28 protein-coding genes are annotated in these 24,791 nt (G+C 68.9%); all 28 read left to right on the top strand.

Annotation, left to right across the window (positions count from 1 at the left end; all coding sequences use genetic code 11):
• Nucleotides 1–207: 207 nt before the first annotated feature.
• The 28 genes from AB0K17_RS10350 (at nucleotide 208) to AB0K17_RS10215 (ending at nucleotide 24,784) form a co-directional block, all read left to right on the top strand.
• Nucleotides 208–540, top strand: a complete 333-nt coding sequence (locus AB0K17_RS10350) for a hypothetical protein (RefSeq protein ID WP_344434363.1) — start codon at nucleotides 208–210, stop codon at nucleotides 538–540.
• A gap of 20 nt (nucleotides 541–560) precedes the next feature.
• Nucleotides 561–875: a pore-forming ESAT-6 family protein gene (locus tag AB0K17_RS10345; RefSeq protein WP_365968882.1), complete on the top strand. Its 315-nt coding sequence runs from the start codon at nucleotides 561–563 to the stop codon at nucleotides 873–875.
• 38 nt (nucleotides 876–913) lie between these two features.
• Nucleotides 914–1,306 (top strand): DUF6507 family protein, encoded by a 393-nt coding sequence (locus AB0K17_RS10340; RefSeq protein ID WP_365968895.1) that lies wholly within the window; start codon nucleotides 914–916, stop codon nucleotides 1,304–1,306.
• Nucleotides 1,303–4,155: a hypothetical protein gene (locus AB0K17_RS10335; protein WP_365982747.1), complete on the top strand. Its 2,853-nt coding sequence runs from the start codon at nucleotides 1,303–1,305 to the stop codon at nucleotides 4,153–4,155. Before AB0K17_RS10340 ends, AB0K17_RS10335 begins: the two co-directional genes overlap by 4 nt.
• Before the next feature lie 9 nt (nucleotides 4,156–4,164).
• Nucleotides 4,165–4,809 (top strand): hypothetical protein, encoded by a 645-nt coding sequence (locus tag AB0K17_RS10330; RefSeq protein WP_365982746.1) that lies wholly within the window; start codon nucleotides 4,165–4,167, stop codon nucleotides 4,807–4,809.
• A 4-nt stretch (nucleotides 4,810–4,813) separates the two neighbouring features.
• Nucleotides 4,814–5,284, top strand: a complete 471-nt coding sequence (locus AB0K17_RS10325; RefSeq protein ID WP_365982745.1) for an SUKH-3 domain-containing protein — start codon at nucleotides 4,814–4,816, stop codon at nucleotides 5,282–5,284.
• Nucleotides 5,277–5,666, top strand: coding sequence for a YwqJ-related putative deaminase (locus tag AB0K17_RS10320; protein ID WP_365982744.1), 390 nt, complete (start codon nucleotides 5,277–5,279; stop codon nucleotides 5,664–5,666). Before AB0K17_RS10325 ends, AB0K17_RS10320 begins: the two co-directional genes overlap by 8 nt.
• A gap of 79 nt (nucleotides 5,667–5,745) precedes the next feature.
• Nucleotides 5,746–5,976 carry a hypothetical protein gene (locus AB0K17_RS10315; protein WP_365982743.1) on the top strand — a complete coding sequence of 77 codons (231 nt, stop codon included), beginning with the start codon at nucleotides 5,746–5,748 and terminating at the stop codon, nucleotides 5,974–5,976.
• 117 nt (nucleotides 5,977–6,093) lie between these two features.
• Nucleotides 6,094–6,453, top strand: coding sequence for a hypothetical protein (locus tag AB0K17_RS10310; protein WP_365982742.1), 360 nt, complete (start codon nucleotides 6,094–6,096; stop codon nucleotides 6,451–6,453).
• A complete protein-coding gene (locus tag AB0K17_RS10305) occupies nucleotides 6,450–6,983 on the top strand; it encodes a hypothetical protein (RefSeq protein WP_365982741.1) in 534 nt (177 codons plus the stop codon). The genes AB0K17_RS10310 and AB0K17_RS10305 overlap by 4 nt, the downstream gene beginning before the upstream one ends.
• Nucleotides 6,964–7,611, top strand: coding sequence for a pentapeptide repeat-containing protein (locus tag AB0K17_RS10300; protein ID WP_365982740.1), 648 nt, complete (start codon nucleotides 6,964–6,966; stop codon nucleotides 7,609–7,611). The genes AB0K17_RS10305 and AB0K17_RS10300 overlap by 20 nt, the downstream gene beginning before the upstream one ends.
• A gap of 16 nt (nucleotides 7,612–7,627) precedes the next feature.
• The gene (locus tag AB0K17_RS10295; RefSeq protein WP_365982739.1) at nucleotides 7,628–8,437 is read left to right on the top strand and encodes a hypothetical protein; all 810 of its coding nucleotides are present in this window, start codon (nucleotides 7,628–7,630) and stop codon (nucleotides 8,435–8,437) included.
• Nucleotides 8,434–9,864, top strand: a complete 1,431-nt coding sequence (locus AB0K17_RS10290) for a DUF6177 family protein (protein ID WP_365968889.1) — start codon at nucleotides 8,434–8,436, stop codon at nucleotides 9,862–9,864. The genes AB0K17_RS10295 and AB0K17_RS10290 overlap by 4 nt, the downstream gene beginning before the upstream one ends.
• 131 nt (nucleotides 9,865–9,995) lie before the next feature.
• Complete coding sequence (locus tag AB0K17_RS10285; RefSeq protein ID WP_365982738.1) at nucleotides 9,996–12,776, top strand: hypothetical protein; 2,781 nt, start codon at nucleotides 9,996–9,998, stop codon at nucleotides 12,774–12,776.
• Nucleotides 12,773–13,807, top strand: coding sequence for a hypothetical protein (locus tag AB0K17_RS10280; protein ID WP_365982737.1), 1,035 nt, complete (start codon nucleotides 12,773–12,775; stop codon nucleotides 13,805–13,807). Before AB0K17_RS10285 ends, AB0K17_RS10280 begins: the two co-directional genes overlap by 4 nt.
• An 84-nt stretch (nucleotides 13,808–13,891) precedes the next feature.
• Nucleotides 13,892–14,329: a hypothetical protein gene (locus AB0K17_RS10275; protein WP_365982736.1), complete on the top strand. Its 438-nt coding sequence runs from the start codon at nucleotides 13,892–13,894 to the stop codon at nucleotides 14,327–14,329.
• Nucleotides 14,330–14,389: 60 nt separating this feature from the next.
• Nucleotides 14,390–14,929 (top strand): hypothetical protein, encoded by a 540-nt coding sequence (locus AB0K17_RS10270; protein WP_365982735.1) that lies wholly within the window; start codon nucleotides 14,390–14,392, stop codon nucleotides 14,927–14,929.
• Nucleotides 14,926–15,279, top strand: a complete 354-nt coding sequence (locus AB0K17_RS10265) for a hypothetical protein (protein WP_365982734.1) — start codon at nucleotides 14,926–14,928, stop codon at nucleotides 15,277–15,279. The genes AB0K17_RS10270 and AB0K17_RS10265 overlap by 4 nt, the downstream gene beginning before the upstream one ends.
• Before the next feature lie 220 nt (nucleotides 15,280–15,499).
• A complete protein-coding gene (locus tag AB0K17_RS10260) occupies nucleotides 15,500–16,018 on the top strand; it encodes a hypothetical protein (protein ID WP_365968883.1) in 519 nt (172 codons plus the stop codon).
• A 136-nt stretch (nucleotides 16,019–16,154) separates the two neighbouring features.
• Nucleotides 16,155–16,487: a hypothetical protein gene (locus AB0K17_RS10255; RefSeq protein WP_344434345.1), complete on the top strand. Its 333-nt coding sequence runs from the start codon at nucleotides 16,155–16,157 to the stop codon at nucleotides 16,485–16,487.
• Between the two features lie 20 nt (nucleotides 16,488–16,507).
• A complete protein-coding gene (locus AB0K17_RS10250; protein ID WP_365968882.1) occupies nucleotides 16,508–16,822 on the top strand; it encodes a pore-forming ESAT-6 family protein in 315 nt (104 codons plus the stop codon).
• Between the two features lie 21 nt (nucleotides 16,823–16,843).
• The gene (locus AB0K17_RS10245) at nucleotides 16,844–17,266 is read left to right on the top strand and encodes a DUF6507 family protein (RefSeq protein ID WP_365968881.1); all 423 of its coding nucleotides are present in this window, start codon (nucleotides 16,844–16,846) and stop codon (nucleotides 17,264–17,266) included.
• A 6-nt stretch (nucleotides 17,267–17,272) separates the two neighbouring features.
• Nucleotides 17,273–20,299, top strand: coding sequence for a toxin glutamine deamidase domain-containing protein (locus AB0K17_RS10240; protein WP_365982733.1), 3,027 nt, complete (start codon nucleotides 17,273–17,275; stop codon nucleotides 20,297–20,299).
• Between the two features lie 22 nt (nucleotides 20,300–20,321).
• Nucleotides 20,322–20,642 (top strand): hypothetical protein, encoded by a 321-nt coding sequence (locus AB0K17_RS10235; RefSeq protein ID WP_365968879.1) that lies wholly within the window; start codon nucleotides 20,322–20,324, stop codon nucleotides 20,640–20,642.
• On the top strand, nucleotides 20,639–21,790 hold the full coding sequence (locus AB0K17_RS10230; RefSeq protein ID WP_365982732.1) for an ADP-ribosylglycohydrolase family protein: 1,152 nt from the start codon (nucleotides 20,639–20,641) through the stop codon (nucleotides 21,788–21,790). Before AB0K17_RS10235 ends, AB0K17_RS10230 begins: the two co-directional genes overlap by 4 nt.
• Before the next feature lie 61 nt (nucleotides 21,791–21,851).
• The gene (locus AB0K17_RS10225) at nucleotides 21,852–22,235 is read left to right on the top strand and encodes a hypothetical protein (RefSeq protein WP_344434597.1); all 384 of its coding nucleotides are present in this window, start codon (nucleotides 21,852–21,854) and stop codon (nucleotides 22,233–22,235) included.
• A gap of 55 nt (nucleotides 22,236–22,290) precedes the next feature.
• Nucleotides 22,291–23,625: a type VII secretion integral membrane protein EccD gene (gene eccD / locus AB0K17_RS10220; RefSeq protein WP_365982731.1), complete on the top strand. Its 1,335-nt coding sequence runs from the start codon at nucleotides 22,291–22,293 to the stop codon at nucleotides 23,623–23,625.
• Nucleotides 23,626–23,653: 28 nt separating this feature from the next.
• Nucleotides 23,654–24,784 (top strand): MinD/ParA family protein, encoded by a 1,131-nt coding sequence (locus tag AB0K17_RS10215; protein WP_365968875.1) that lies wholly within the window; start codon nucleotides 23,654–23,656, stop codon nucleotides 24,782–24,784.
• Nucleotides 24,785–24,791 lie beyond the last annotated feature (7 nt).

Here is a 24,791-nt window from a genome sequence, read left to right as displayed (position 1 = left end):
CAGGGGAGATCGTGGCGCAACAGGGGCGCGTGTGGTGTGAGGGAGCCGGCGTGGCGCCGTCGCGCGCCTTCGATGGCGGCGGGGCAACTGCCACACGTTCGTAACAGAGTGTCTCTAGGCAGCGAAGTGCTTTGTGGTCACGCCAACGATGTTGATAGACATGTTCGAGTCGGCAAGTGGTGTGAGTGAAGACGGGGGTGTGTGCTCGTGAAGTTCGATATGGGCAATACGACGCTGTCCGGCCTGGTGTCCAAGACGCGGGGGTCCAGCGATGACCTCGGCGGACTGATCCGCCAGCTGATCGTGGCGGCGCAGCCGTTGGAGGGGAAGTTCAACGGTTCGGGCAAGGCGGCGTTCGATCAGTTCAAGGCGCATTCGGATGAGGTGACGGCGGCTCTGAACAGCTCGCTGAGCGCGATTCTGGGCGGCCAGTCGGGGATGGACTCCTCCTTCGGTCAGGGTGACCAGGAGTCGGCGGACAACGCGCGTCAGCAGATGGCGGCGGCGAACTTCGACGCGGCCCGCTTCTCGGGCCGCTAAGGAAACGGGGGATCACTGACATGGCTGGTGCAGGTGCGGACCGCCGCAGCTACGACGTAGGCGCGTCCACTGAGGTGCAGGGGTCGCTGCAGGGCATCATCTCCCGCTTGGAGACGGTGCTGACCGAGCGTGATGGCGCGGTGAAGGCGGCGATGGCGGACTTCCAGGCAGATGGCGTCTCGGACGCGTATCACGACAAGGAAGTGCGCTGGAACAAGGCGGCGACCGAGGTGCGGCAGATCATCCATCTCCTGCGCTCGACGATGGAGAAGAACGACGGTACGGCGCAGTCGACGCTGGCCAAGGCGAAGGCCGCCGTCGACGCCATCGGCTAGCAGCCAGTAGCACGTAGCACGAACGGGGAGGGAACGGCGTGGGTGACAAGTGGGACATCAAACTGGACGGCGTGCGCGCCGCCTTGAGTCACACCGGTGAAGTTGCCGGTAAGTTCGAGGAAGAGTTCACGTCCTACAGCGAGCACTTGTCGGGTGCGGCGACGTCGGCGGGCACGATGGTCCTGGGCGGATCGACGGCGCCCAAGGGCGGTTTTGTCGGCCCCATCGGTGCGGCGTTGAAGGAGTTCGCGGACGGCACGCAGGACGAGCTCCGCTTCATCCCCGTTCGTGCGGGCAAGTCCCTCAAGGGCGCGCGGGAGGCCACCGAGGCGTACCTGAAGGGCGACCAGGAGATGGCCGAGAACAAGGAGAATGCGGCCCTGCAGGCGCCGACTCCTGAGGAGCTCATGCCGAAGGGCGCCAAGAAGTGATCGAGCTCGGCAAGATACCCACGTACACGGGCAACCTCCACGAACTGGAGACGCAGGCGGCGGCGCTCAAGACGACCGCGTCCAGCATCCGCGGTACCGGCAAGGACGTCCACAACGCCTTCCAGGCCCTGGGCCCGTCCTTCGAAACCCCGCACACGTCCGAACTCCTCGCGACCACGGCCCCTGTCCGGGACAAGGCGGACGACTTCGCCAAGAAGCTCGAAACCGTCAGTGGTGCCCTGTCGACCTTCGCCACGACCGCGAAGCCATTGGTCGACAAGATGAACCGGCTGCGGCACGAAGCCGAGGTGTTCATCAAGGAGAACAAGGATGACGACGACTGGCAGAAGGACCAGAAAAAAGTCGATCAGAACAAGCATCTGATCGACGAGGTGGGTACCACCTGGCGGGTGTTCCAGGAGGCCGAGCGCGACGCGGCGAACAAGATCACGGCGTTGGTGAAGGACGGCACGCACTTCATCGCCGATGACGGCTCGCACAAGCCGGGCATGTACGGCTTCAGGGAAAGCGACCTCAAGGGCGCCACCGAGACGCCGTGGGGCACGGTCGACAAGCGTGAGTACACGGGTTGGCGGGCGGCCTGGGAGTGGACGAAGGACAACGTCGGCGGCGCCCTGAAGGGCTTCTTCGTCGACGGCGTCTGGGGCACCATCAAGGGCCTCGGCGACATGGTCGGCTTCGGCGGCTGGGACAAGTTCAAGCAGACCTGGAAGGGCATCGGCGACGTCTTCGGCGGTGTCAGCGCGTACATCATGACGCCGTACGACTGGGCCATGGACAAGATGTTCGGCCCGGTGGACCACAGCGACACGGACCGCCAGAAGGCGGCTCTGCGCAACTTCGGCAAGTCGATGGTCGCCTGGGACGAATGGGGCAAGGACCCCTCCCGCGCCTTCGGAACGGTCCTCTTCAACGCCGTCACCATCGGCTCGGGCTCGGCCCTCAAGCTCGGCAAGGCGGGCCAGGTCGGCAAGTTCGCCGCCGGCGCGAAGGTCCTGAGCGCGGTGGGCAAGGTGGGCGAGATCGCCGACCCGATGACGTACGTCGGCAAGGCGGCGGGCGTCACCAAGATCAAGGTCGGCGACTTCTTCAACGGTCTGAAGGAGAGCCGATCCGGCCTGGGCGACCTGGGTCGCGACCTGCCGGGCGCGAAGGGCGTCAACCCGGTCGACATATCCGTCCCGCAGATGCACGAACCGACGCTCACGGGCCCGGGCACTCCGGCGCCGTCGCATGTGGACGCCCCTCACCCGGGGCAGACCCACGCGGCGGGAACGCCGTCGACCCCGCCGCACGGGGGCGACAGCCACCCGGCGCCGGCCGCCTCGGGCGGTACGCCGTCGACGCCGCACGAGACGCCGCCCACTCCTTCGCACACGGGCGAGACCCCCTCGACTCCCTCCCACGGGCACGAGGCCCCGGCGACCCCGCCGCACTCCGGCGAGACGCCGTCGCACCCCGCCCACTCCGGCGAGGGTGCCGGCAACCCCGGCGAGAAGCCCTCCACCCCGGCCCACTCTGGGGAGACCGCTCCCGCGGGCAAGCCCGACCCGAACTCCATGCCGTACACGGACCACAAGGGCAACCACCGGGTCCTGGGCGGCGACGGTGTCATCCGCGACGAGCACGGCCAGCCCGTGAAGGACACGGACGCGCCCAAGGAGCCGCACAAGTCGGACCTGCCGAACGTCCCTGCCCACGAGACGGTCCCGGCCAAGGAGCCGGCGAAGGTCCTGGAGGGCGCGGGCGGCCCCAGCCACGTGGAGCACGCGGGCGGCCATGCGCCGACCGACCCGATCAACATGCACCACCCCTCGGACGGCGCCCACCCGTCGGGCGGCGGCGCCGACCACGGCCCGAACACCACGCCTCACACGGGCGGCGGCCACGTCTCGGACCACCCGACGACCGGCGGCTCCGGCTCCCACGCCCACGGCTCGTCCGGCGGCGGCGGTGGCGGCTCCCACCCGCCCCACCACGGCGAGGGCGGCGGCGGAGGCCACGGCAGTGGCCATGGCGACCACGGCGATTCCCACCCCTCGTCGGGCGATCACGGCCATGATGTGCCCGGAGAAGGGCAGGCGACTGATTCCACCCCCGGCGGAGACGAGCGGGCGCCGAATGGAGGCGACCACAACGCAGGTGGCGGGCAGCATCATCCTGCCGAGCAGAGCCCTTCGGTGCCGCATGCTGAGGGGACCGAGACGGCGGCCAGGGAAAGCGGGCCCATGCTCCCCGAGCGTGAAGCCGCGGTCACCCAGGAGCTCGCCCGGGCCAAGCTCAACGCGACGGATCAGCAGCGGGTCCTCACGCAGCTGCGCAAGTCTCCTTTCGGCGACCGAGCTGCTGAAATCATCAGTAGTGGGCGCCTGAGCGGCGTGCGCAACTTCGACGAGATTCTGAAGATGTTCAAGGACAAGACCATGAGCCCGGCGGCTACCATGGCTCTTGAGCATGCAACCGATCTGGAGATGCGCGGTCTCAAATCGAACGAGATAGGTTTCGAGATCAAGGATGACGTCACCGGTCTGGATCTGGATGTGACGACCTTCAAGGCTGATGGCACGCCCGGTTACGGGTATCAGCTGAAGGACGTGCAGAACATCGAGGGAATCAGTTCGGCCGTACGCAAGGCCGCCAAGCAGCTGACCCCTCCGGGTGCTGAATACAAGGTGGCTATTCTTGACGTGCATCAGCCCATGGCTGCACTCACCGAGGAGGCGCTGAAGAAGGTGGAGATTGCTGCCCGGAAGTCCAATGCGGCGTTCCATCTTCGCTTCACGGACGGCTCCCTCACTGTTCCCGGCGACGGTTACGTTTACCCGTAAGGAAGTTCGATGTCTCGTTTGATTCGTGCCCCACGGGAATGTGGCTCATGGTGGTGGGAATTCGATGATGTTGCCATCCCCGGTCTGGAAGCAACGTTGGCCACTGCAGCGCGAATGGTGGAAGTGCTGGAGAATCATGGCCTCCTGAAGGCGCAGAAGCTGGAGTACGGTTGGTACGTCGAGGGAGTAGGTGGAATCGGTCTGACCACTACCCTTCCCCTCACCGTGCCACTCGGTGATCCAGCGTTGGCCGAGCGCATTCGGCAAAGCCGTCCTGTTGGTTTCCCCGAAGCGCAAGTGGCCGATATTCGCGTCCTGGGCGTCGGAACCTGGATCGACGCGCAGGGCCGGGAACGCCGTGAGCAGGGCTTGGTCGACCTGGAGATGACCCCCGACCCGGACAGCATCGCGGCGGAGCTCACAGTTCACCACGACATCTGGAAGCTGTTCGACTTTTCCGGACGTCCGCATCCTGAGCTGCAGCAGCGGAACGCCCCTCGACTCGCGGCAGCCCTTCAAGAGCTCGACGCAGTCCTGGGTGAGGCTGCCACTCCCGGTGAGGCTACCTACTTCGGTGTTGCGGAGGGCTACGGGATCGCGACGCCCGACCTGTCGTCCGACGGACTGGGTCCGGACCTCACCGACAAACTGTGACTTGATGCAACCGCTGCAAGAAGTTGAGCGGTGGCTCACGGAGCACGGCTGGTTCCCCGGCCGGGACATCGGGCTTCGCGCCGACGAGCTCATTCAGGTGAGGGTCGACGACGCCACCCGGCAGGGCTGGCAGCTCGCCGTACTCGAAACGGCCGTTCGTTTCGTCCATGAGTACGGCGAGCTCGAACTCCGGTCGCCGCGAAAGTCTCCGGATGTCGTCCTGACCGTCAAGCCGACGGGCGGGTACGACGGCGACGTAGAGGATTTCGCCGAGCTCGCCGAGGGCCTCGGTGTCCGCCTTTTTCCCGTCGCGTACGAGACGTACGAGCGCGGGATCTGGCTCGTGGACGAGACCGGCCGGTTCTTCTATTGGCATCACACCGGGGGGTATTTTCTCGGTGAGAACGAGTACGAAGCCTTCGCCGCGGCGATGAGTGGTCGGCTTCTTCCCGACGCGGAGGATTACTTTGTCTGAGATCTATCCGGCCGTGGCCGCTTCCCTGCTCATTCAGGGAAAGATCTTCAGCCACACCAGCCTGTACGGCGAGGGAACGCCGCACCTTCACCTGGCCGTCCAGGCGTTCTTCGACGCCCTGCCGGCCGAACAGCGGGAACGCTTCATCGGCATGTGCGCCGAATCGGCTCTGGTCTCCGACCAGTTCTGGGGCCTGGACGCCCAGCGGGCGGACGGAGCGGTCACCGCGTTCGGCGAGGCGCTTCCCCACTTCGAGGGTGCGGTGATCCTTTCGAAGAAGATCCGCCCCGAGGGTGACCCGGAGCACGGTCAGCCGACCCTGCCCTGCCGGTCGTGCACCGCCCTGTTGCAGGCACTCGGCGTTCGGATCCTCGAGGACTGAGGCAGAGGTTCCGAAACGACAAGGCGCGGGTGCCAGTAACCCTGCCCTGACCCTGAAGCCAAGAAACCCGGGAGCAGGCATGGCCCTCTATGCCAACATTGAAAAGATTGACGAGAGCGAAGAGCTAATTCGCTACAAGTTCACCGACATTGAAGGCGTGGGGCGCGTCTTGGTGCTGAACAAGGTCAGTGAGCAAGTGTCGCTCGAGGCCGGGGAAGAGGACATGCTCTACCGCGCAGTGGCGTCCAAGGTGGCCGTTGCGTGGGTCCGGAACGGGATTGCTCCGGATGAACTGCTCGTTCAGTCGTAAACCCGAGATCCTGGGCAAGCGACGAAGGCTTGGGTTGACCTTGACCCTGTCCAGCCGGTCGTGCACCGCCCTGCTGCAGGCGCTCGGCGTCCGGATACTCGAGGACTGAGGCCGACCGTGCAGCGCATTGACATCGATGACCCAGCCGTGGACATGGACGGAGCGAAGCGTCTGCTCTACCAGGGGGAGCTGTTCTCGGGCGAAGTCGCCGAGTATCACGGAGGTTCCCTGGTAAGCCTCGACGGATACACCGAGGGTGTTCCGGATGGTTTGACGCAGGAGTGGTATCGGGATGGGGCCCGGCGCAGTTGGGCCCGTGTGCGGATGGGCTTCGTCATCGGTGAATGCCTGGAATGGCATCGGAACGGACAGCTGGCCTCGAAGCGGGTTTTCAGCGAGGACGGGAAGCGGCTTCTGGGGGACTATAAGTGGGACGAAGAGGGCAAGCCGACCCGAGCTTGGTGTGACAAGGGATGACGTTCTCGATCCAGGCCGGGTGTCCGGCCACACAGGCGTGCGCTTCCGCCTCCGACATGGCCGACGTCATCGGTGAGTTGTACGCTCCCGAGGTCGAAGCTGCCGTCCTCGTCTGGAACCTTGTGCCCATCCGGCTGTCGTACGGCTACGACGTGGCGGTGATGGTCGATGACCTGGTGCCGCTCCTGGAGGAGGTGCAGGACCCCGGGTTTTCCGCTACCGACGTCTTCTGGGGGCCGGACACGTTCACGGCCGAATGGAAGCTGATTCGGGAGGGCGATTCTCTGCGCATTCGGTCCCGCTGGTGCAGCGTGCTCGGTGGCTACGAGTCGTTGCTGAGCGAGCGGGGTGACGTGGTCGTGGGGGCCACGGTGTTCATCGACGAGTGGTGCAAGATCCTGCGAAGGATCGTGGCTGACATCGAAGCGGCGTCTATGGAACTGGAAGACGACGACATCCTTGTTCGTGCCAAAGCGCTGGCCGAAGCCGGCCCCCGAGGCGGAGAAGAACATGCCATGCGACACCAGTGAGGACTGGCAGCCGGCCGCTCTTCCCTCTGACCCGGAGGCCGTTCGGCACCTTCAGGAGTGGCTCGACGACCCGAGCTACAGCCTTTACGGCATCGAGCAGGACTTCCGCGGCGCCGACCTCTCCGGTGGGAACTTCGCCGGTGGGTGGTTCATCGGGGCCCGGCTCGCGGGCGTACGGCTGGCCGGTGCCTGCTTCTATCGCGCCGACCTGCAGTCGGCCGACCTCACGGGGGCCGATCTGACCGGTGCCTGCCTCGTCAAAGCGAACCTCGACGAGGCCGTACTCCGGTCCGCGCGGCTCGACGGTGCGGACATGGTCCGTGCCGATCTCTACGAAGTCGACGCGGCAGGCGCCGGATTCCGCGAGACGCGGATCGGCGGTGCGTGGCTCCACGGCGCCGACCTGCGGGGTGCTGATCTCAGCGGCGCCGTCGTGAGCGAGAATTCGTTCAAGGTGCGGGTGGACGACACCACCCTCGTACGCGGACTGACCGGAACCGTCCGCGGGCCGATCACCGTCGTCAGCGGGGACTCCTCCAGCGAATTGGTCGGCTGCGAGCTGGAGACGTGGATCAGTGAGCGCGGCGGGAACGTACGAGTGGTCCCTCCGGGCCGACAACCAGGCTAGGAAAGGACCGGCCCTCGTGGCCCCAATAGACACCCTGCTCGGCATCGACTTCGACGGCCGGCCCGTCGACGATCCGTACGACGTCATCGACGAGGGTCTCGACGACCCCCGGCACCGCGACCGCGTGCCCGGGCTCGTCGCCCTCGTGCACGATGCTGCTGCGCTGGACCTCGACCGGTTCACCGCCTGCATCGCGCTGCTGACGTGGGGCGAGGCGGCCGGGTACGAGGCGGTCGTGGCGGCGGCCGCGGAGCCGAAGAAGACGGCATGGTACGACTGCTCCATCGACCGGAAGTTCTCCGTCGACAACACCTTCGGACACATCGCCCGCGCCATGGCGTCTTACGGCGGCAGCAGCATGTCGCAGGAGAAGGGCACGCAAGCCGGCCGCGTCGCAGCCATCCGCTCCCTCATTCGGCTGGCCGACAGCGAGTACTTCGATGAGCAGTTGGAGTGGGCTGTCGAGAGCTGCGTCGAAGAACCCGGCGTCCTCGGCGACGTCGAGGAGGTCGTTCGACGTGGCGTCCTCCGGCTCTCCGGCGATACGCGCGTCATCGGCTTCGACCTCGCCACCCAGCTCGTCGACCTCGCCTGCGCCGTTGCGGTCGCCGACCCGCGGCGGGCCATGCGGCTCGCCGCCGAGGTGCTCTTCGTGGCCCCGAGCGACCGGGCGCTGAAGCACGCGGAGGCCATTGCGGCCCGCGCGGACGGCCCGGACCGGGAGCTCTTCGCCACTCACTTGCAGAACGCGCGCAACGCCCTGCACTCCTTCCTCACGATCCGGCAGAACACAGAGCAGAACACAGACAGGACGACCACCGCATGACCAAGGACGTGATCGCGCTCACCAGGCGCATGCCGGACGCCATGAGCGTCATAGCCGGCCTCCTCGCCGGCGGTCCGGACGTGCACGTGGAGACCGCCGGCGACGGCGCCGTCATTCAGCTGTGCGACGCCGAGGGGCGGCCGCTGGTGTCGATCGAGGCGCCGGTGATGATCCAGGTGCCCGACGAGGCGGACCGGCTGCTGGGCCCGGGTACGGAGCCGCCCGGCGAGGAGCCGCAGTGGTGGATGGAGGCGCGGGCGACGACGGGCGTACCGGAGGCCGAGCAGCTGGCGGGCGCGTTCGCCGCCCGTCTGACCATGTTGCTGGGCGGGCGCGTGTGGCCGCCGGATGCTCCCGGTACCAAGGGTGCGGCCCAGCCGGTCGACATGTCGGGCGTGACCGCCGTCCCCGTACCGGCCGCGGCGCAGCCCGCCGTCGACATGCTGACCGAGCAGGCGGCCGTCGTCCTGCAGGACCGTCCCGTCGTGCCCATGACGAGCTGGCTGTCCGATGCGCTGCGCGCCACGGTGGAGAGCGACCGGTCGCTGCAGATCATCACCCCCTCGCACTGCCGCCTCTCCCTCCCCACCCGTTTGCTGCTGCAGTCGGTCCCCGCGCGCTGGGTCGTCCAGGACGAGCGGTGCGGCTACTACGACGGGCTGACGGGCGCGGTGCTGCGGTGGCAGGACGAGGCGTTCGTACCCGACCGGTCCGCCGAGACGGGTGAGACTCCCGTGGCGGAGACCTTCGCCGCCTTCGAACCCACCGAGGAACGGCAGCTCGTCCTGTCCTTCCGCACCCTGCACCCCGCCGAAGCGGACCTGGTGCTCGGCGGCGCCCTCGAAGCCGCCTGGCGGGCGCTGACCGGCGGTCCGCCGGCCGGCTGGGGTACGGCGGAACCGGCGGGCCTGACGTGGTCCCGGCGACAGCTGACCGACCTGGCGTACCGCCGGGCCCCCGAACCCACCTGGACGGTCGTCGTCGGCACCCAGGACCGGCCGGCCGTCGCCACCCTGCGGGTGATCCGCACCCCGGAGGGAGTCGAGGAGGACATCACCCTCACCATTGGCTACGGCGCGGGGGAGAAGCCGCCGATGGAGGTGCTGCCGGAGCTGGCTGAGGAGCTGGTGAGCCGGCACGGACTGAAGACGATGGTGTGCCAGCTGCGCGCAGCCCGCCGTGACCTGACCGCCCCGGCCCGCTTCGAACGGCCCCCGATGCCGTACGCCTTCGTCCTGGGCCCCGCCGAGGTCCGCGAGGCCGGCCGCGAACTGGCCGCCCACACGCCGCTGCCGCAGGCCCCCGTGCAGCTCGGGCCCGACGCCGCCCCCGGCTTCTACTACGCCCTCGGCGACGGGGAGTCGCAGGAGAGCTGGGAGACGTTCGGACGGCTCGTTCGGCACCTGCGCGGCGCCGAAGTGGGCTGAGGCGTCACGTACGTCGCGGCCTCAACGGTCTTGTAACAGACGATCGGTTGACCCCACTGGGGGCTTTGTAAGCACCTGGTGGGGTTGGTAGACATGTTCGAGCAGCCGTGTGACGCAGGGGGGCGTGGGTCATGCTGGAGCCGGGTGAGATACCTCAGTTCACGGGTAATTTAGCCGAGTTGGAGAAGGATGCTTCCGGCCTGACGAAGACCGGTGGCGACATTCGGGACACGGGCGGGGACATCCACGCCAAGTTCCAAGGCCTGTCGGCCTTTTACCACGCTCCCGAGGCGGACCAGCTCTTCGCTACGACACTGCCGGTGCGCGAAAAGGCGAAGGGCTTCGGCGACAAGCTGGAGAAGGTCTCGTCCGCGCTGACGGAATACGCGGCCGAGGTGCGCCCGCTGGCGGAGAAGCTGAAGTCGCTGAAGGCGGAGGCGGAATCGTTCGTCGCCTTGGTCAAGGGCGACAAGGACTGGGCCTACGACAAGAAGAAGACCGACCACCAGAAGCGCATCCGCAGCGATGTGGACGAGACGGTGGCGGCCTTCTATGAGGCCGAGCGCCGCGCGGCCAACAAGATCACGTCACTGGTGGGCGGCACGCAGTTCATTGCCGATGACGGTTCCCACAAGAGCAACATGTACGGCTTCAAGGCCGACGATCTGAAGCACGCAAAAGTCCCGTGGGGCGAGCCGGAGGACCAGCGGCACCACTGGTACGAAATCGGTCACTGGGTGAAGTCGTTCGTGTGGGACGGCCTGATCGTCGACGGCGTCTGGGGCACGGTCAAGGGCCTGGGCACCCTGGTCGGCTTCGACGGCTGGGACAACATGAAGAACGCCTGGAAGGGCCTGGGCATGCTGGCCGTGGGCGTCGCCGTCTACGCGAGCCCGATCGGCCGGGCGATCCCCGACTCGATGCTGCCGAAATTCGTCCAGGACTCGAAGAAGGTCGCCCGCGAGGCCGGCAAGGCGATGGTGGCCTGGGACGAATGGGGCAAGAACCCGGCGCGGGCGGCGGGCGCCGTCACCTTCAACGTCCTGACGTCCATCACGGGCGCGGGCAACGTCGCCAAGGCGGGCGTGGCCGGCAAGGTCGTGAACATCGCCGGCAAGGCCGGCAAGATCATCGACCCGATGACGTACATCGGAAAGGGTGTCGGCAAGGGGCTCGGAGCCCTCAACGTGTCCGTCCCCAAGGTCGGCGACCTGATGGCGGGCCTGCGCAACACGATCGGCGGCGGCAAGGTGACCCCGGGGGCGTTGCCGCTGCCGCACGACCTGGCGGTGAAGGTACAGGAGGCGACGCACGGCGCCGTGCCGGCGACGACGCACGCGGTGGCGGTGGGGGATGCGGGCGCGGCGGCGCATGCGGCGCCGGGCGCGACGGTCCCGGCGACGACGCACGCGGCGCCGGCGCCGACACACGCGGCGCCGAGCACGACCGCGCCGGCTCCGGTGCATGCGGCCCCGACCGTCCTCCCGGACAAGTCCGTCAAATTCCCCGACGGAACGATCGTCCACGAGGACGGCCGCATGGTGGACCCGGTCACGGGCCCCCACCAGAACCCCATCCCGGTCGAGCTCTCCGCCGCCGACCGCGCCGCCCACAACGAGATCGCCGCGGCCACGCACGTGGCGGCCGATGCCGAGAAGCCGGTGCTCGTCCACGCGAGCGGCGGCAGCGCGGAGCAGGCGGCTCACGTGGGCGGCCACGGTGCGGAAACGTCTCTCTCGTCGACGGGACGGGGCGGCGAGCACGTGTCGGCGCATGCGCCGGCCGGCGAAGGTGCCGCCTCGCGTACGGGCGGCCACGGTGCCGGTGCCGAGAATGCGGCGGCTCATACCGGGGGCCACGCGGCAGAAACGTCACTGCCTTCCGGTGGCGGTCACGTGGCCGGACACGAGACCGGCCACGCCGGCCCCGGAGGCCCCAGGCCACCACACACCGGCGGCGGCCCTCCGCACGTCCCCTCGGAGCACGGTGGCCCGAACACGGCGGCTCACACGCCCCACGACACCCCGACCCCGGCCCACGGTGAGCACGGCTCCTCCGAGCCGACGCCGCACGGGCACGAGGATGCGCCTCGTCACGAGAGCGACGGGGGCCCGCCTCACGACGGCGAAGGCCACGGCGGTGAGCACGACGCTCCTGCACCCAACACGCATGAAGGTGATGCCGCACACGCCCCGGAGTCCGGTCCGACCGATCACGCTGCTGCTCCTGATGCCCCTCAGTCCCAGCATGCCCCTCTGGTGCGCGGAAGTGAGCTTGAGCAGAGGTTCCACGACGGCATTCGCCAGCTGCCGGGCGCCAAGCGGCCCAAGCCGAAGGTTCTGGAGAACATTCTCGACCGATTGTCCGCACACCCGAACGGCCAGGAGATCGCCGAAGTCGTCGCCTCCGGACACTTCGCCAAGAGCGAGAACTTCGCCCAGGTCGTCTCCAGCATGGGTGCGGCGCGTGAGCAGCTCATGCAGCCCGCGGTGGACCAGATCCGCTTTGCCAATGATCTGTATGAACGAGGCTTCCGGGACATAGAATTCGAGCACAAGGCAAACAAGGCCGACATCGATGTTCTGGTGCGCGACAGGACGGGCTACGCGGTGGGCTACCAGATGAAGCGGCTCAATGATCCGCTGAATCCGATCGACGAAGTAACACGCGACAAGTACCTGCTCCAACTGCAGCGGGCCGATGTGGACCACAGGGTGCTTCTCGTCGACAGTCGGGGTACCCTGGCCGACTGGCGGAGCAAGGGATACGCGGAAATCCTTCAGCAAGTGCACGACGGAATTCACCCCGAGACCTTGAAGAAGGGCGAGGGCATCTCGTTCGTCATACGTCTCGATGACGGAAACCTCATCATTCCTCCGGACGGCAGTCTTTACCCGAAGGGTGTCCAGTGATCACATCGATTCCAGTCGGCAGCTGGACCTGGCAGGTCAAGTCCGGACCTGCAGGCAGTGGCGCGCTGCAGAGGTGTGTCCGGACAGCCCTTGCTGTCTACGACCTGTTGGCAAGCCTTGACTGTGCTGCCGGGGCACCGGAGGGAGCCGTCGAGGTCCGGAGCGCGGGTCCGAAGAAGGAAGTCCTCTTCTCGCGTCGCCGTGTAGCAGTCACCCCTGGGACGCCGGACGGCGGAGCCGACCTCGTCCGACTGCTCCGGGAAGCCGCGGAAGCGGCAGGCGATTCCGAAGGACTCGTCAGCTTTTGGCTGACGTGCCCCGGAGAATGGACGGACGCAGGAAACGAAATTGCTGCCGCCAGGCTCTTCGAAGTCGACGTGTCGGCATGGCCGGAGTCGACGGAAACGCTGACACTGCACACCTATTCCGATGCCTGGCTCACCCACAATTTGCGGGGTTACAGGCAGGCCGAGGTTCACGCGTCGAATGCCCCGCGTTTGAGTGCGGTCCTGCAGGGAATTTCGGAACTCACTGGTGACGAACCGGATCCTGGAGACCCTACGTGGTACGCCACGCCCACCGTCGATGGCTTCGAGGAACTTCCGGACGAGGACCCCGAACTCCTCGACTCGTGGGACATGTTTGAAGTCCCCTACAGGCTCAAGAAGCTGGCCGAGGCTGCGCCTTCGTTTTCGTCTTCGGAAGCGGAAGGCTACGTCGACGAGGCCGAGGGTGTTGTCCACTACGTGGCGGTTGCTCATGGCGGCCGGATCCTCGGATACCTGTGGGACGCCGACGGCGATGCAGCCGCGGGTTACGAACCTCGGAGTGCAGCCGGCGAAGCGGCCTTCGAAGCGGGGGCGTTCTGGCTCGCACGGCTCGCATCCGCGAAGAACCGCGGGCTCTCGCCGACCGAAGCCGTCCGGGAGCTCGCGGCCGTCGACGGGGCCGACGCAGGAAGAGTGCTTCCCGGGTCGGACGCCGATGCGGCGAACCTGAGCGCATTGCGAGACCTGGCGGGACGGTCCTGATGCCCCCGGTCATGAGCACTCGTTCGTCGGAAGGGCTGCTGGACCGGGGCTGGCCGGGTGAGTTCGACACGTGAGGTGGCCTTGGTGACAGACCTTGCCGGGTGGGCCGAGGGGGCGCACCGCAACGCGGTGGAGCTTGCTCGGATGCTGGGGGTGCCGGACGACGCGTACGCGGCTGATCCGTTGAACCTGCTGCCCGCCTTGCAGCATTACGTGTCCCGCCTGCCACTGCAGGAGTTCGAGCAGTCGGACTGGGTCACTCTGCACTCGGATCTCACCTCCTACCTTGCCGACGTGCTCATCCGGTGCCGGGAGGCTTGGTGGGAGGCCGTCGCCGATCCGTCGGCCCCCCGAGGGTTTCGCTATGTGGTCGAGGCCGTCGGGCTCGACGGACAGCGGCATCAGGTGGAGCCCTATGCCGTGGTGATGGAGGAATTCAGGCACCTGCCCATTGAAATCACCCGGATGATCGCCAACGCCGAGGTGACGCTGGGCGTGACGCGCCTTGTGACGGACAACTGAGACTGCGGTGATGGGCCGTTCCTTCGGCGATCGGGCCCGCTACGGGATAGTGAGGGGCGGGTGGCTGTGGATGTCGGGGCGGTGATCATCGCCGTTGCCGGTGTGGCCGGGACCGTGACGGGTGCCCTGCTCAGTCAGCGTGGGGCGGAGCGGGTCAAGCGGCGCGAGTTGGAGTTGGTGCGGGCGCATCAGGAGTCCCGGGAGGAGCTCGCGCTGCGTCGTACGTGCTACGTCGAGCTCAACAGGGATGCCCGCCAGTTCACGACCGCGCTCAATCGGCACCTGCATGTCATGCGGGAACGCGGTGTTCAAGACGCCGACAAGGAAGCACTGGAGGAGGCGAAGGACGCCCACCGCGACCGGTATTCGGAGGCGCAGATGATCGCCCCCGACGAGGTGCTCGCCTGTGCGCACGCTGTCAATCGCGCCCTGACCGACACCTACGGCCAGGTCAAGCGTCTTGAGCGGGGCGAGCCGGCGGCGGGCGAGACGATGGAAGGCGCGGCGCAGGCGCAGCATGGGATATGGGAGCTGATCCGGGCCATGCGGAGTGCGATGCGACGCGATCTTGGGGTGGCTTCCGAGGGGCGGGAGGCGTGAAGTTCCTTGACGCGCCCGGGCCTGAATTCTGGCCGGGGGTGGGGGAAAGTCAACCCGACTCGGCCGAGTTGGCCGGCTACCTGCGGGCCGGGCACGTGCTCTTCGCCTCTATGGGCTGCGTCGAGGACGTGCTCGGTTCCGGGGAGTCCGTCCTTGGGGGTGGCTCCCTTCTTACCGACGGGGAGTGGGTGTGGCCCGGGGTGCTGGCGTTCTACGTGGACCGGTATCGCTTTCCGCTCCCTGAGGCGTTCGTGGTGCACGTCCGAGCAGCCGGCTATCGGGTGCCGGTCGTGGCGGGGGAGCGGCTCGCGGAGCTGACGGAGGGGGTTCGGTCCGGGCCTTCGGGGTGAGGTGCGGTGAATCGGGGTGTTCGCGAGCGGACCCCGCGCGGTTCGGGGTGTCTGCCCACCTCGAGCACTGCCGCGCTCGGTTCCGGGGATTCCATCAGCCCGTCCGGATTGTCCGGGCGCTTTGCATGTGTATTGCAACGTTGATAGACATGAACGCCTGTGCCCGCCGCGAGTCGTGCGCGGTCCGGGATTCTTTGATTGATACGTACGGGGGACATTCGTGGCGACTCCGCCGCAATCGCAGCCTTTTCCGCAGCATCAGTACCAGCACCCGCAGCAGCCGGTCGGTTACGCGCCGCCGCAGCAGGGTCACCCTCAGCCGGGATTCGCGCCGGCTGCGCATGCTTCTCACACCTACTGCCGTATTTGCGGTGGCTTCCCCGCCGTCGATGCGACCGTGCGCGGGCATCAGGGCATTCTGGTCATGATGCGGTTCCTGCGCCTGGAGGGCCCGTTCTGCCGCAACTGCGGAATGTCCGTATGGCGCGACATGACCGGCAAGACGATGGTGCAGGGCTGGTGGAGCCCGGTTTCCCTCGTGCTCTTCACGCCGTTCACGCTGCTGTGGAACCTCGTCGTGCGGGCCCGGATCGCCAAGCTGCCGCCGCCCGTGCCGGGGCAGCCCGGGCAGCAGCTCGACCCGGGTGTGCCGCTGCGCCAGCGGCCGTACATGCTCGGTCTGCTGCTGCCGGTCGCCTGGGTGGCGTTCATCGTCTTCCAGGCCGTTCGCGGGTCATAGCAACACCAACCACACGCCACGGTCTCGTAACAGAGCGCCCGTCAGCGCAGTCAGGGCTTTGTGATCACCTTGGTGATGTTGGTAGACATGTTCGAGTCATCGAGTGGCGTGAGAGAGAACTCGGGGGTCTGTGCTCATGAAGTTCGATATGGGCAGTACGACGCTGTCCGGCCTGGTTTCGAAGACGCGGGGTTCGAGTGACGATCTGGGCGGTTTGATCCGTCAGCTGATTGTCGCCGCGCAGCCGTTGGAGGGGAAGTTCAACGGTTCGGGCAAGGCGGCGTTCGATCAGTTCAAGGCGCATTCGGATGAGGTGACGGCGGCTCTGAACAGTTCGCTGAGCGCGATTCTGGGTGGTCAGTCGGGGATGGATTCGTCGTTCGGTCAGGGTGACCAGGAGTCGGCGGACAACGCGCGTCAGCAGATGGCGGCGGCGAACTTCGATGCGGCCCGCTTCTCGGGTCGTTAAGGGAACGGGGGATCACTGACATGGCTGGTGCAGGTGCGGACCGTCGTAGTTACGACGTGGGCGCGTCCACTGAGGTGCAGGGGTCGTTGCAGGGCATCATCTCGCGTCTGGAGACGGTGCTGACCGAGCGTGATGGCGCGGTGAAGGCGGCGATGGCGGACTTCCAGGCGGATGGCGTCTCGGACGCGTATCACGACAAGGAAGTGCGCTGGAACAAGGCGGCGACCGAGGTGCGGCAGATCATTCACCTGCTGCGGTCGACGATGGAGAAGAACGACGGTACGGCGCAGTCGACGCTGGCCAAGGCGAAGGCCGCCGTCGACGCCATCGGCTAGCACGAGTGGGGAGGGTCCGGCATGGGCAAGTGGGACATCGACGTGGGCGGTGTGAACTCCGTCCTCTCCGCTACCGGTGAGGTGGCCGGGAAGCTGGAAGGGCAGTTCACCTCGTACTCCACCAACATGGAGCACGCCGGCACGCACGCGGGCACCATCGCCGCCGGCGGCAAGGCGCCCGAGGGCGGGGGCGGCCTGGTGGCCGTCGCGCTCGCCGAGTTCGCGCAGAAGACGAAGGGCGACCTGCAGTTCATCGCCGCGCGGACCGGCAAGTCCATGAAGGGCGCCGTCGAGGCGACCAAGGCGTACGTCCACGGCGACGAGCAGATGGCACAGGACGCCCAGAACAACGCCATCAAGGCGCCCACGCCCGAAGAACTCAAGGGCAAGCAGGGCCAGCAGGACGACAAGGGTCAGCAGGGCAAGGGCACAGGAAAGGCGTAGCGGGTCGTGCTCGTACCGGGGGAGATACCGCAGTTCACCGGAAACCTCGCCGAGTTGGAGAAGGATGCGTCCGCTCTGACGAAGAATGCCGGCGACATCCGGGACACGGGCGGTGACGTCCACACCAAGTTCCACGGACTGTCGGCGTTCTATCACGCACCGGAGGCGGAGAAGCTCTTCGCGACGACGCTTCCGGTGCGGGAGCGCGCAAAGGATTTCGGCGGCAAGCTGGAGAAGGTCTCCTCCGCGCTGACCGAGTACGCGAGTGAAGTGCGGCCGCTGGCCGAGAAGCTCAAGTCCCTGAAGTCGGAGGCCGAGAAGTTCGTCGCCTCGGTGAAGGGCGACGACGACTGGGCCTACGACGAGGACAAGGTCAACCACCAAAAGCGCATCCGCGGTGACATCGACACCACGGTCGCCGCCTTCTACGAGGCCGAGCGGCGTGCCGCCAACAAGATCACCGACCTTGTCGGCGGCACGCACTTCATCGCGGACGACGGTTCGCACAAGAAGAACATGTACGGCTTCAAGGCCGAGGACCTCAAGCACGCCAAGGCCCCCTGGGGCCAGCCGGAGGACGAGCGCCACCACTGGTACGAAGTCGGGCACTGGATCAAGTCGTTCGTGTGGGACGGCCTGATCGTCGACGGCATCTGGGGCACGGTCAAGGGCCTCGGCACGCTCGTCGGCTTCGACGGCTGGGACAACATGAAGAACGCCTGGAAGGGACTGGGCATGCTCGCCGTGGGCGTGGCCGTCTATTCCAGCCCCATCGGCCGCGCCATTCCCGATTCCATGCTGCCGAAGTTCGTGCAGGACTCGAAGAAGGTCGCCCGCGAGGCCGGCAAGGCCATGCTGGCGTGGGACGAATGGAGCAAGAACCCGGCCCGCGCGGCCGGCGCCGTCACCTTCAACATCCTGACCACCCTCACCGGCGCCGGCAACGTCGCCAAGGCCGGAACGGTCGCAAAGGTCGCGAGCGTCGCGGGCAAGATCGGCAAGGTCATCGACCCGATGACGTACGTCGCCAAGGGCCTCGGCAAGGGCATCGAGGGCCTCAAGATCTCGATCCCGAAGGTCGGCGACATGATGTCCGGCCTCAAGGCGAACCTGGGCAACGGCGCGAAGATCACGCCGGCCAGCTTCTCCGTGCCGGAGGGCGGCATCGCCGTACCGCACGACCTCTCCGTACCGGTGTCGGTGGCCGACCACTCGGTGAAGCTGCCTGACGGAACGATCCTGCACGACAACGGCACGATGGTCTCCCCGACGGGCGCGCCCCACACGGAGCCCATCCCGGTCGAGGCTTCCGCTGCCGACCGTGCCGCGCACCAGCAGATCCCCTCGTCCACGGCCACGCCGGTCCACGCGCCGTCGGTCCATGCGCCGTCGGTTCACGCGGAGCAGCCGGTGGGTGTGCATGCGGGTGGCGGGGACGGCGGCGGTGCCGGGGGCGCGCACGGTGCGGATGGTGCGTCGGGGGCGCACGCCTCCGGCGCGCACGGTGCGGATGGTGTGGAGAACGCGGCGCATGCGCCCGGTGCGCACGCTCCGGGCGTGGACGGCGGTCCGCGCGAGGTACCGGGGCACGGCCCCGGCCACGGCACCCCGGAGGCCGGGCCCGGCCACCACGATGCGCCGGCGACGGCCCCGCACGGGCACGATGCGCCCGCGGCCACCCCTCACGGGCACGATGCGCCCGCCGCGGCGCCCCACGGTCACGACGCGCCCGCGCACCACGACGCGCCCTCCGGGCACGAGCCCGGTCACGAGCCCGCTCACGACGTGCCTTCGGGTCACGACGCCGCGCACGGTCACGACGCGCCCTCCGGTCACGACGCCCCTTCCGGCCACGACGCGCCCTCCGGGCACGACAGTGACCACCCCGCCGGTGACCATGGGCACCAGGACGGCAACCCCCACCACGACTCCTCCGCCCCCGAGCGGCCCAGTGAGCTCAGTGGGAAGCACGACCCCCTCTACACCCCGCGCGACCCCGTCCCCCAGCCCTCCACCGCGTCCGCGAGCCACCTCGACATCCGCAACGAGCTCAAGGGCGGACCCGCCGGACTGCGGGAGCCGCACGCGATCGACCAGGTGCTGCTGGAGAACGCCGTCCCGCGCGACGCCGCCGGCAACTTCCAGCGCTTCCCGGACCCGACCGAGCACTGGGCGCAGCTTCAGAACGACGGCGGCCTGTCCGTGCCCGGCCGGAGCAACAACTGTGCGGACTGTCTCCGCTCGTTCCTGGAGACCTGGTACGGCAATCCTCAGGTTTCCGCGCCGCGTACGTGGGACATGCTGCCGGACGGCACACTGGACCGCATGTCGGCCGAGCGGAACTCCACCGCGAACATCGAGCGCTGGGCCGGTTCCTCGTACCACTACGAGGGCAAGGGGCCGGCCTACGACCAGCTGGCCCAGCGGCTGCGTGCGTCCGGGCACGGGTCGGCGGCCGCCATCGCCGTGTCCTGGCCGACGCCGGACGGCGTCGCGGCCACGGGCCACGCCTTCACCGCGGTGAACCACCACGGCAGGATCCTGTGGGTGGACACCCAGGCGAAGCTCGTCAGCGACGTTCCCATCCACACGAACGCGGCCGGGGTCTGGTCGATCGTCATGGACGCCAACCGCAAGCCGGTGCCGCCGCTGCCGCAGCATGCCCCAGCGGTGCCGACGGTCACCCCGCACCAGCAACCGGTTCACCAGCCGGTCCAGCAGCCGGTTCACCAGCAGCCGGTTCACCAGCAGCCGGTGCACCCGCAGACGCCGCACCAGCAGCCCGTTCACCAGCAGCCCGTCCACCCGCAGACGCCGCACCAGCCGATGGTGAACCCGTACAACAACCAGCCGGTCCAGCAGCCGGTGCACCCGCAGTACAACCCCTACCCCAACCCGTACGCCACGCCGCAGGTGAACCCGTACACCCAGCCCGTCCACCCGCAGCACAACCCGTACGCCACTCCCCAGCCCCAACCCCAACCTCACCCCCACCCCCAGCCCCACCCCCACAACCCGACCGCCGCCCAGTAGGAACGTAGGAACGACAACGACGATGTCCTCCCACACCCCCGAATACGCGCCCCGCGTGCCGTCGACCCCCGAGGAGGCCGTGGCCGTCGCGCGCGGGTACTGCCCCGCGACGTGGCCGGACGGCAGCCCCATGGGGCTGGCGGTCCATGAGTTCGACGAGGGGTACCTCGTCTACGCGACGGGCGCGCCGGAGCCGGATCCCACCCGCCCGCCGGAGAACCTCGGCGGCTCGCACGTGGTCATCGCGAAGGACGACGGCCAGGTCAGCTTTGTGCCGAGCTTCCCGTTCGAGCAGGCGATCGAGCTCTACCGGACGCACTACCGCCCCCGCGAGGGCCGGTGACGCACCCCGCGCTGCAAGCCGACGTCCACACCCTCCGCGCCCGCATCCGCGGCTGTCTGCTGGGCGGTGCGGTCGGTGACGCCCTGGGGAACCCGGTGGAGTTCCTCTCCCTCGACCGCATCCGCTCCTCCTTCGGCCCTCGGGGCATCACCGGCCCCGTGCCGGCGGGCAACGGCGTCGTCGCGTATGTCACCGACGACACGCAGATGACGCTGTTCACGGCCGAGGGCCTCATCCGAGCCCGCGCGCAGGCGCAGTCGAAGGGCATCAGCGGCATCGGCGGCGCGGAGACCGCGCTCGTGCGCAACGCCTACCTGCGCTGGTTGGAGACGCAGACCCACCCGGCCCCGCCCCGGCCGAAGGGTGGCGACGACCTGGTGCGCTCGGGGTGGCTGCGGCTGCAGCCGTGGCTGTACGCGCGGCGGGCGCCCGGCAACGCCTGTCTGTCGGGGCTGCGGCAGGAGTACGTGCCCGACCCGTACGGTCCGCTCGACGGCTCGCACGGGCCGGTCAACCCCGACTCCAAGGGCTGCGGGACGGTCATGCGCTCGGCACCGTTCGGGCTGATCGGCCTGCCCGCCCCCGATGCCTTCCGGTTGGCCGCGCACTGTGCGCACATCACCCACGGCCACCCGACGGGTGCGTACGCCGCGGGTGCGTTCGCCGCGATCGTCCGGCACCTGCTGGACGGGGAGTCGCTGGAGGGCGCGGTGCTGCGCGCCCTCGAACTGCTCGCCCGGCACCGGGGGCACGAGGAGACGAGCGCGGCGCTGCGCCGGGCCCTGGACCTGGCCGCCGAGGGGGAGCCGGCGCCGGAGCAGGCCGAGCGCCTCGGGGGCGGCTGGGTCGCCGAGGAGGCCCTGGCCATCGCCGTGTACGCGGCCCTGGCCCGTCCCGACTCGGTGACGCAGGCGCTGCTGTTGTCGGTCAACCACTCCGGTGACAGCGATTCGACGGGGGCCGTGTGCGGCAATCTGATCGGCGCCCTGTACGGTGACGCCGCGCTGCCGGCGGCGTGGTTGTCCGTCACGGAGGGGCGTGCCGTCATCGCCGAGGTCGCCGACGACCTGGCGTACGCGTTCCACGGCGCGGGGCCGGTCGCGGACGGCGAACCGGTCTTTCCGTACGAGCGTTATCCGCATTACTGATGCGCACATCGTCAATCATCGGTGGGCTTCAATGAGCAGTACGCGGAACTAGCGGGGAATGATGGCGAAGGATTACGACAGTCAACTGCTGGAGTCCGTCTCGGTACGGCGCCGGCGGATGCGCGACGCCCTGCTCTTCGGGGCCCAGCGGGCGCGGCGCACGGCGGACGAGAAGCTCGGCAAGGTGTTCGCCGGAATAGCCATTGCCGCGGTGCTGTGCGCCGGTTGTGTGGGCTGGTCCTTCATCAAGGTCACCCTGGCCAAGCAGAAGGAACAGCAAAAGCAGCAGCAACAGCGGTACGCGCCGGCGACGCCGGGGCCGTCGGCGAGTGCCGATGCGACCCCGTCCGTTTCGCCGTCGGCCGTACCCGAGCCGGCCGCCTCGCACACGAAAGCGGCGAAGAAGCCGAAAGGAACGCAGAAAGTGACGGAGCCCTCGTCATGAGCCCAGTGATAGGTTCTGCCGCGTGGTGAACGTGGGGGCCAAACAGCGTACGGAATTGAGCAGGGTGACCCTCGTCGGCGACCGCCGCCGGGTGGATCTCGTGCTGCCCGCGGACGAACCGATCGGGCGACTGCTGCCCGACGTCCTGCGGCTGTTGGACGACAGGGTCGGCAGGCGCCCGGCCGCCCGGCATCTGATCACCGCTGACGGAACGGTTCTGCCGCAGGACGGCACCCTCGCCGAGGCGCAGGTGCCCGACGGCGCGCTGCTGCGGCTCGTGCGCGTCGAGGACGCGCCGTCCGCGCCCGTCGTGCACGACGTCACCGACGAGGTCGCCGAGGACCTGGACGTACGGTCCTGGCGCTGGCGACCCGAGGCGCGGCGGTGGACCGCGAGCCTGGCCACGATCGCCCTCGCGGTGGCCGCCGGCGTGCTCGCCCGCAGCAGCCTGGGAACCGCCGCCGTGGCGGGCCCGCTGACCGTCGTGGCCGTGCTCCTCGCCGTCGTCGGCGCCGTCGCCGCCCGCCTGGGCCACCGCGGCGGGCAGGCCGCCCGCGACCTGGGCACCACCTTGGTGCTGACCGGCGGGGCCCTCGGCGTCCTCGCCGCGTGGACCGGCGCCGACGCGCACGCCTGGAGCGGCCCGGCCCGGCTCGCCGGCACGGCCGCCGCGCTCGCCGTCACCCTGGCCCTGCTCGGCCTGTTCTCGCCCCTGGGCAAGGGCGGGCTGATCGGCGCCGGTGCGGTCGTGGCCACCGGCGGCGTGTGGGAGGCCGTGGCCCTCGTGCAGGACGACGCGGCCCGCCTGGGCTCCGTCATGGCCGTCGTCTCCGTGGTGGTCCTCGGCCTGCTGCCCCGCCTCGCGCTGATGGCGGCCGGCCTGACCGGCCTGGACGACCGCCGCTCCGGCGGCGCCTCCGTCAGCCGCCACGAGGTGGAGACCGCGCTCGCCGCCACCCACCGGGGCCTGGCTCTGGCCACGGTCGTCGTCGCCGCCTCCGCCACCGCCGGCGGACTGCTCGCCGTCACCGCGCCCACGGGCTGGACGGTCGGCGTCGGTGCCGTCCTCGCCGTCGTCCTGCTCTCCCGCTCGCGCGCCTTCCCGCTGGTCGCCGAGGTCGTGGCGCTGCTGGCCGCGTCGCTGGTGCTGCTGGTGCGCCTGGCGGTGCTGTGGACCGACCACGTGCACGGCACCCCGTACGGGCCGCTGGCCGCGCTGTGCGCGGTGGCCGTCGCACCGCTGGCCGTCCTGGCTGTGCGGCTGCCGGAACACGTCGGCGTGCGGCTGCGCCGCGCGGTGGACCTCGTCGAGACCATCGGCGTGATCGCCCTGTTCCCGCTGGCGGTCGGCGTGTTCGGCGTGTACGTGCGCCTGCTCCACCAGTTCTAGTGCGTACGGCAGACCCAGGAGAAACCCCATGTCCCAGGACGATTGGCAGGGCGACGTCCTGCGCAACCTGCGCGACCTGACCAACGACCTCGGCAAGCTCAAGGAGAACCCGATCCCCGCGGACGCCCCGGGGAAGGACGCACAGGAGCCGGCGCCGCCGGCCGCCGCGCCGGAGCCGGCCCCCGCGCCGGCCCCGGCGCCCGCGCCCAGGCCGCTGCCCACGCCGGTCACCATGGAACTGCCCCTGCCGCCCGAGCTGGTCAAGGGCAAGCAGCTGGCCGGCGACTCGGCGGCCCGCCGCACCTCCCGCTCGCTGCGCCGGCTCGTCGGCTCCTCCGCCACCCGCGAGGTGGAGGAGGCCACCCGCACCGCCCAGGCGCTGCAGCAGCCGCTGACCACCGGCCGGCAGATCGTGGTCACCAGCATCCGCGGCGGCGCGGGCAAGACCACCGTCACCGCCCTGCTGGGACGCACGTACGCGCACTACCGCCAGGACCCGGTGCTGATGCTGGAGGCGGACGCCAACCTCGGCACCCTGGCCTCCCGGCTGGGCGTGACCAAGGTGCGCTGGACCACCAGCGACCTGGCCCGGATCCTGGACCCCTCGATGCAGCTGACCGACGTCGTCGGCTACCTCGTCCAGCTGCCCGAGCGCGGCTGGCTGCTGCCCGGCAGCCAGGGCCGCGTCGGCAACCGGCTGGAACTGGCGGAGTACCGCTCGGCGATGGTGGCGCTGCGGCGCTACTTCGGCATCACCGTCGTCGACTGCGACAGCCTGCCCAGCGAGCTCTCGCGCACCGCCCTGTCGGCCGCCCAGGCCCGTGTCCTGGTCACCCCGGCCACCGCCGAGGGCATCACCAGCACCCGCGCCGTCCTGGAGTGGATGGCCTCCGTGCCGCGGCCGCGCATGCTGCCGGGCACCGTGGTCGTCCTCACCGCGACGTCCCCCCACATGACGCTCGACGTGGCCGCGGCGAGCGAGCACCTGCAGCTGGAGGGGGTCAAGGTCGTCACCCTGCCGTACGACCGGCACCTGGCCGGCGGCGGGCCCATCCGCACCGATCTCCTCGGCCAGGGCACCCGCGAGGCCGTCACCGAGCTCGCGGCCGAAGTCCTCACCCGCGCCATGAACCGGCGCCCGTCGAGCAGCGACCGATAAGCAGGCG

Source organism: Streptomyces sp. NPDC049585 (genome assembly GCF_040675615.1).
Lineage (GTDB): Bacteria > Actinomycetota > Actinomycetes > Streptomycetales > Streptomycetaceae > Streptomyces > Streptomyces luteosporeus.
Note: the sequence above shows the minus strand (reverse complement) of the source record. Positions and strands in the feature narration are given on the sequence as shown.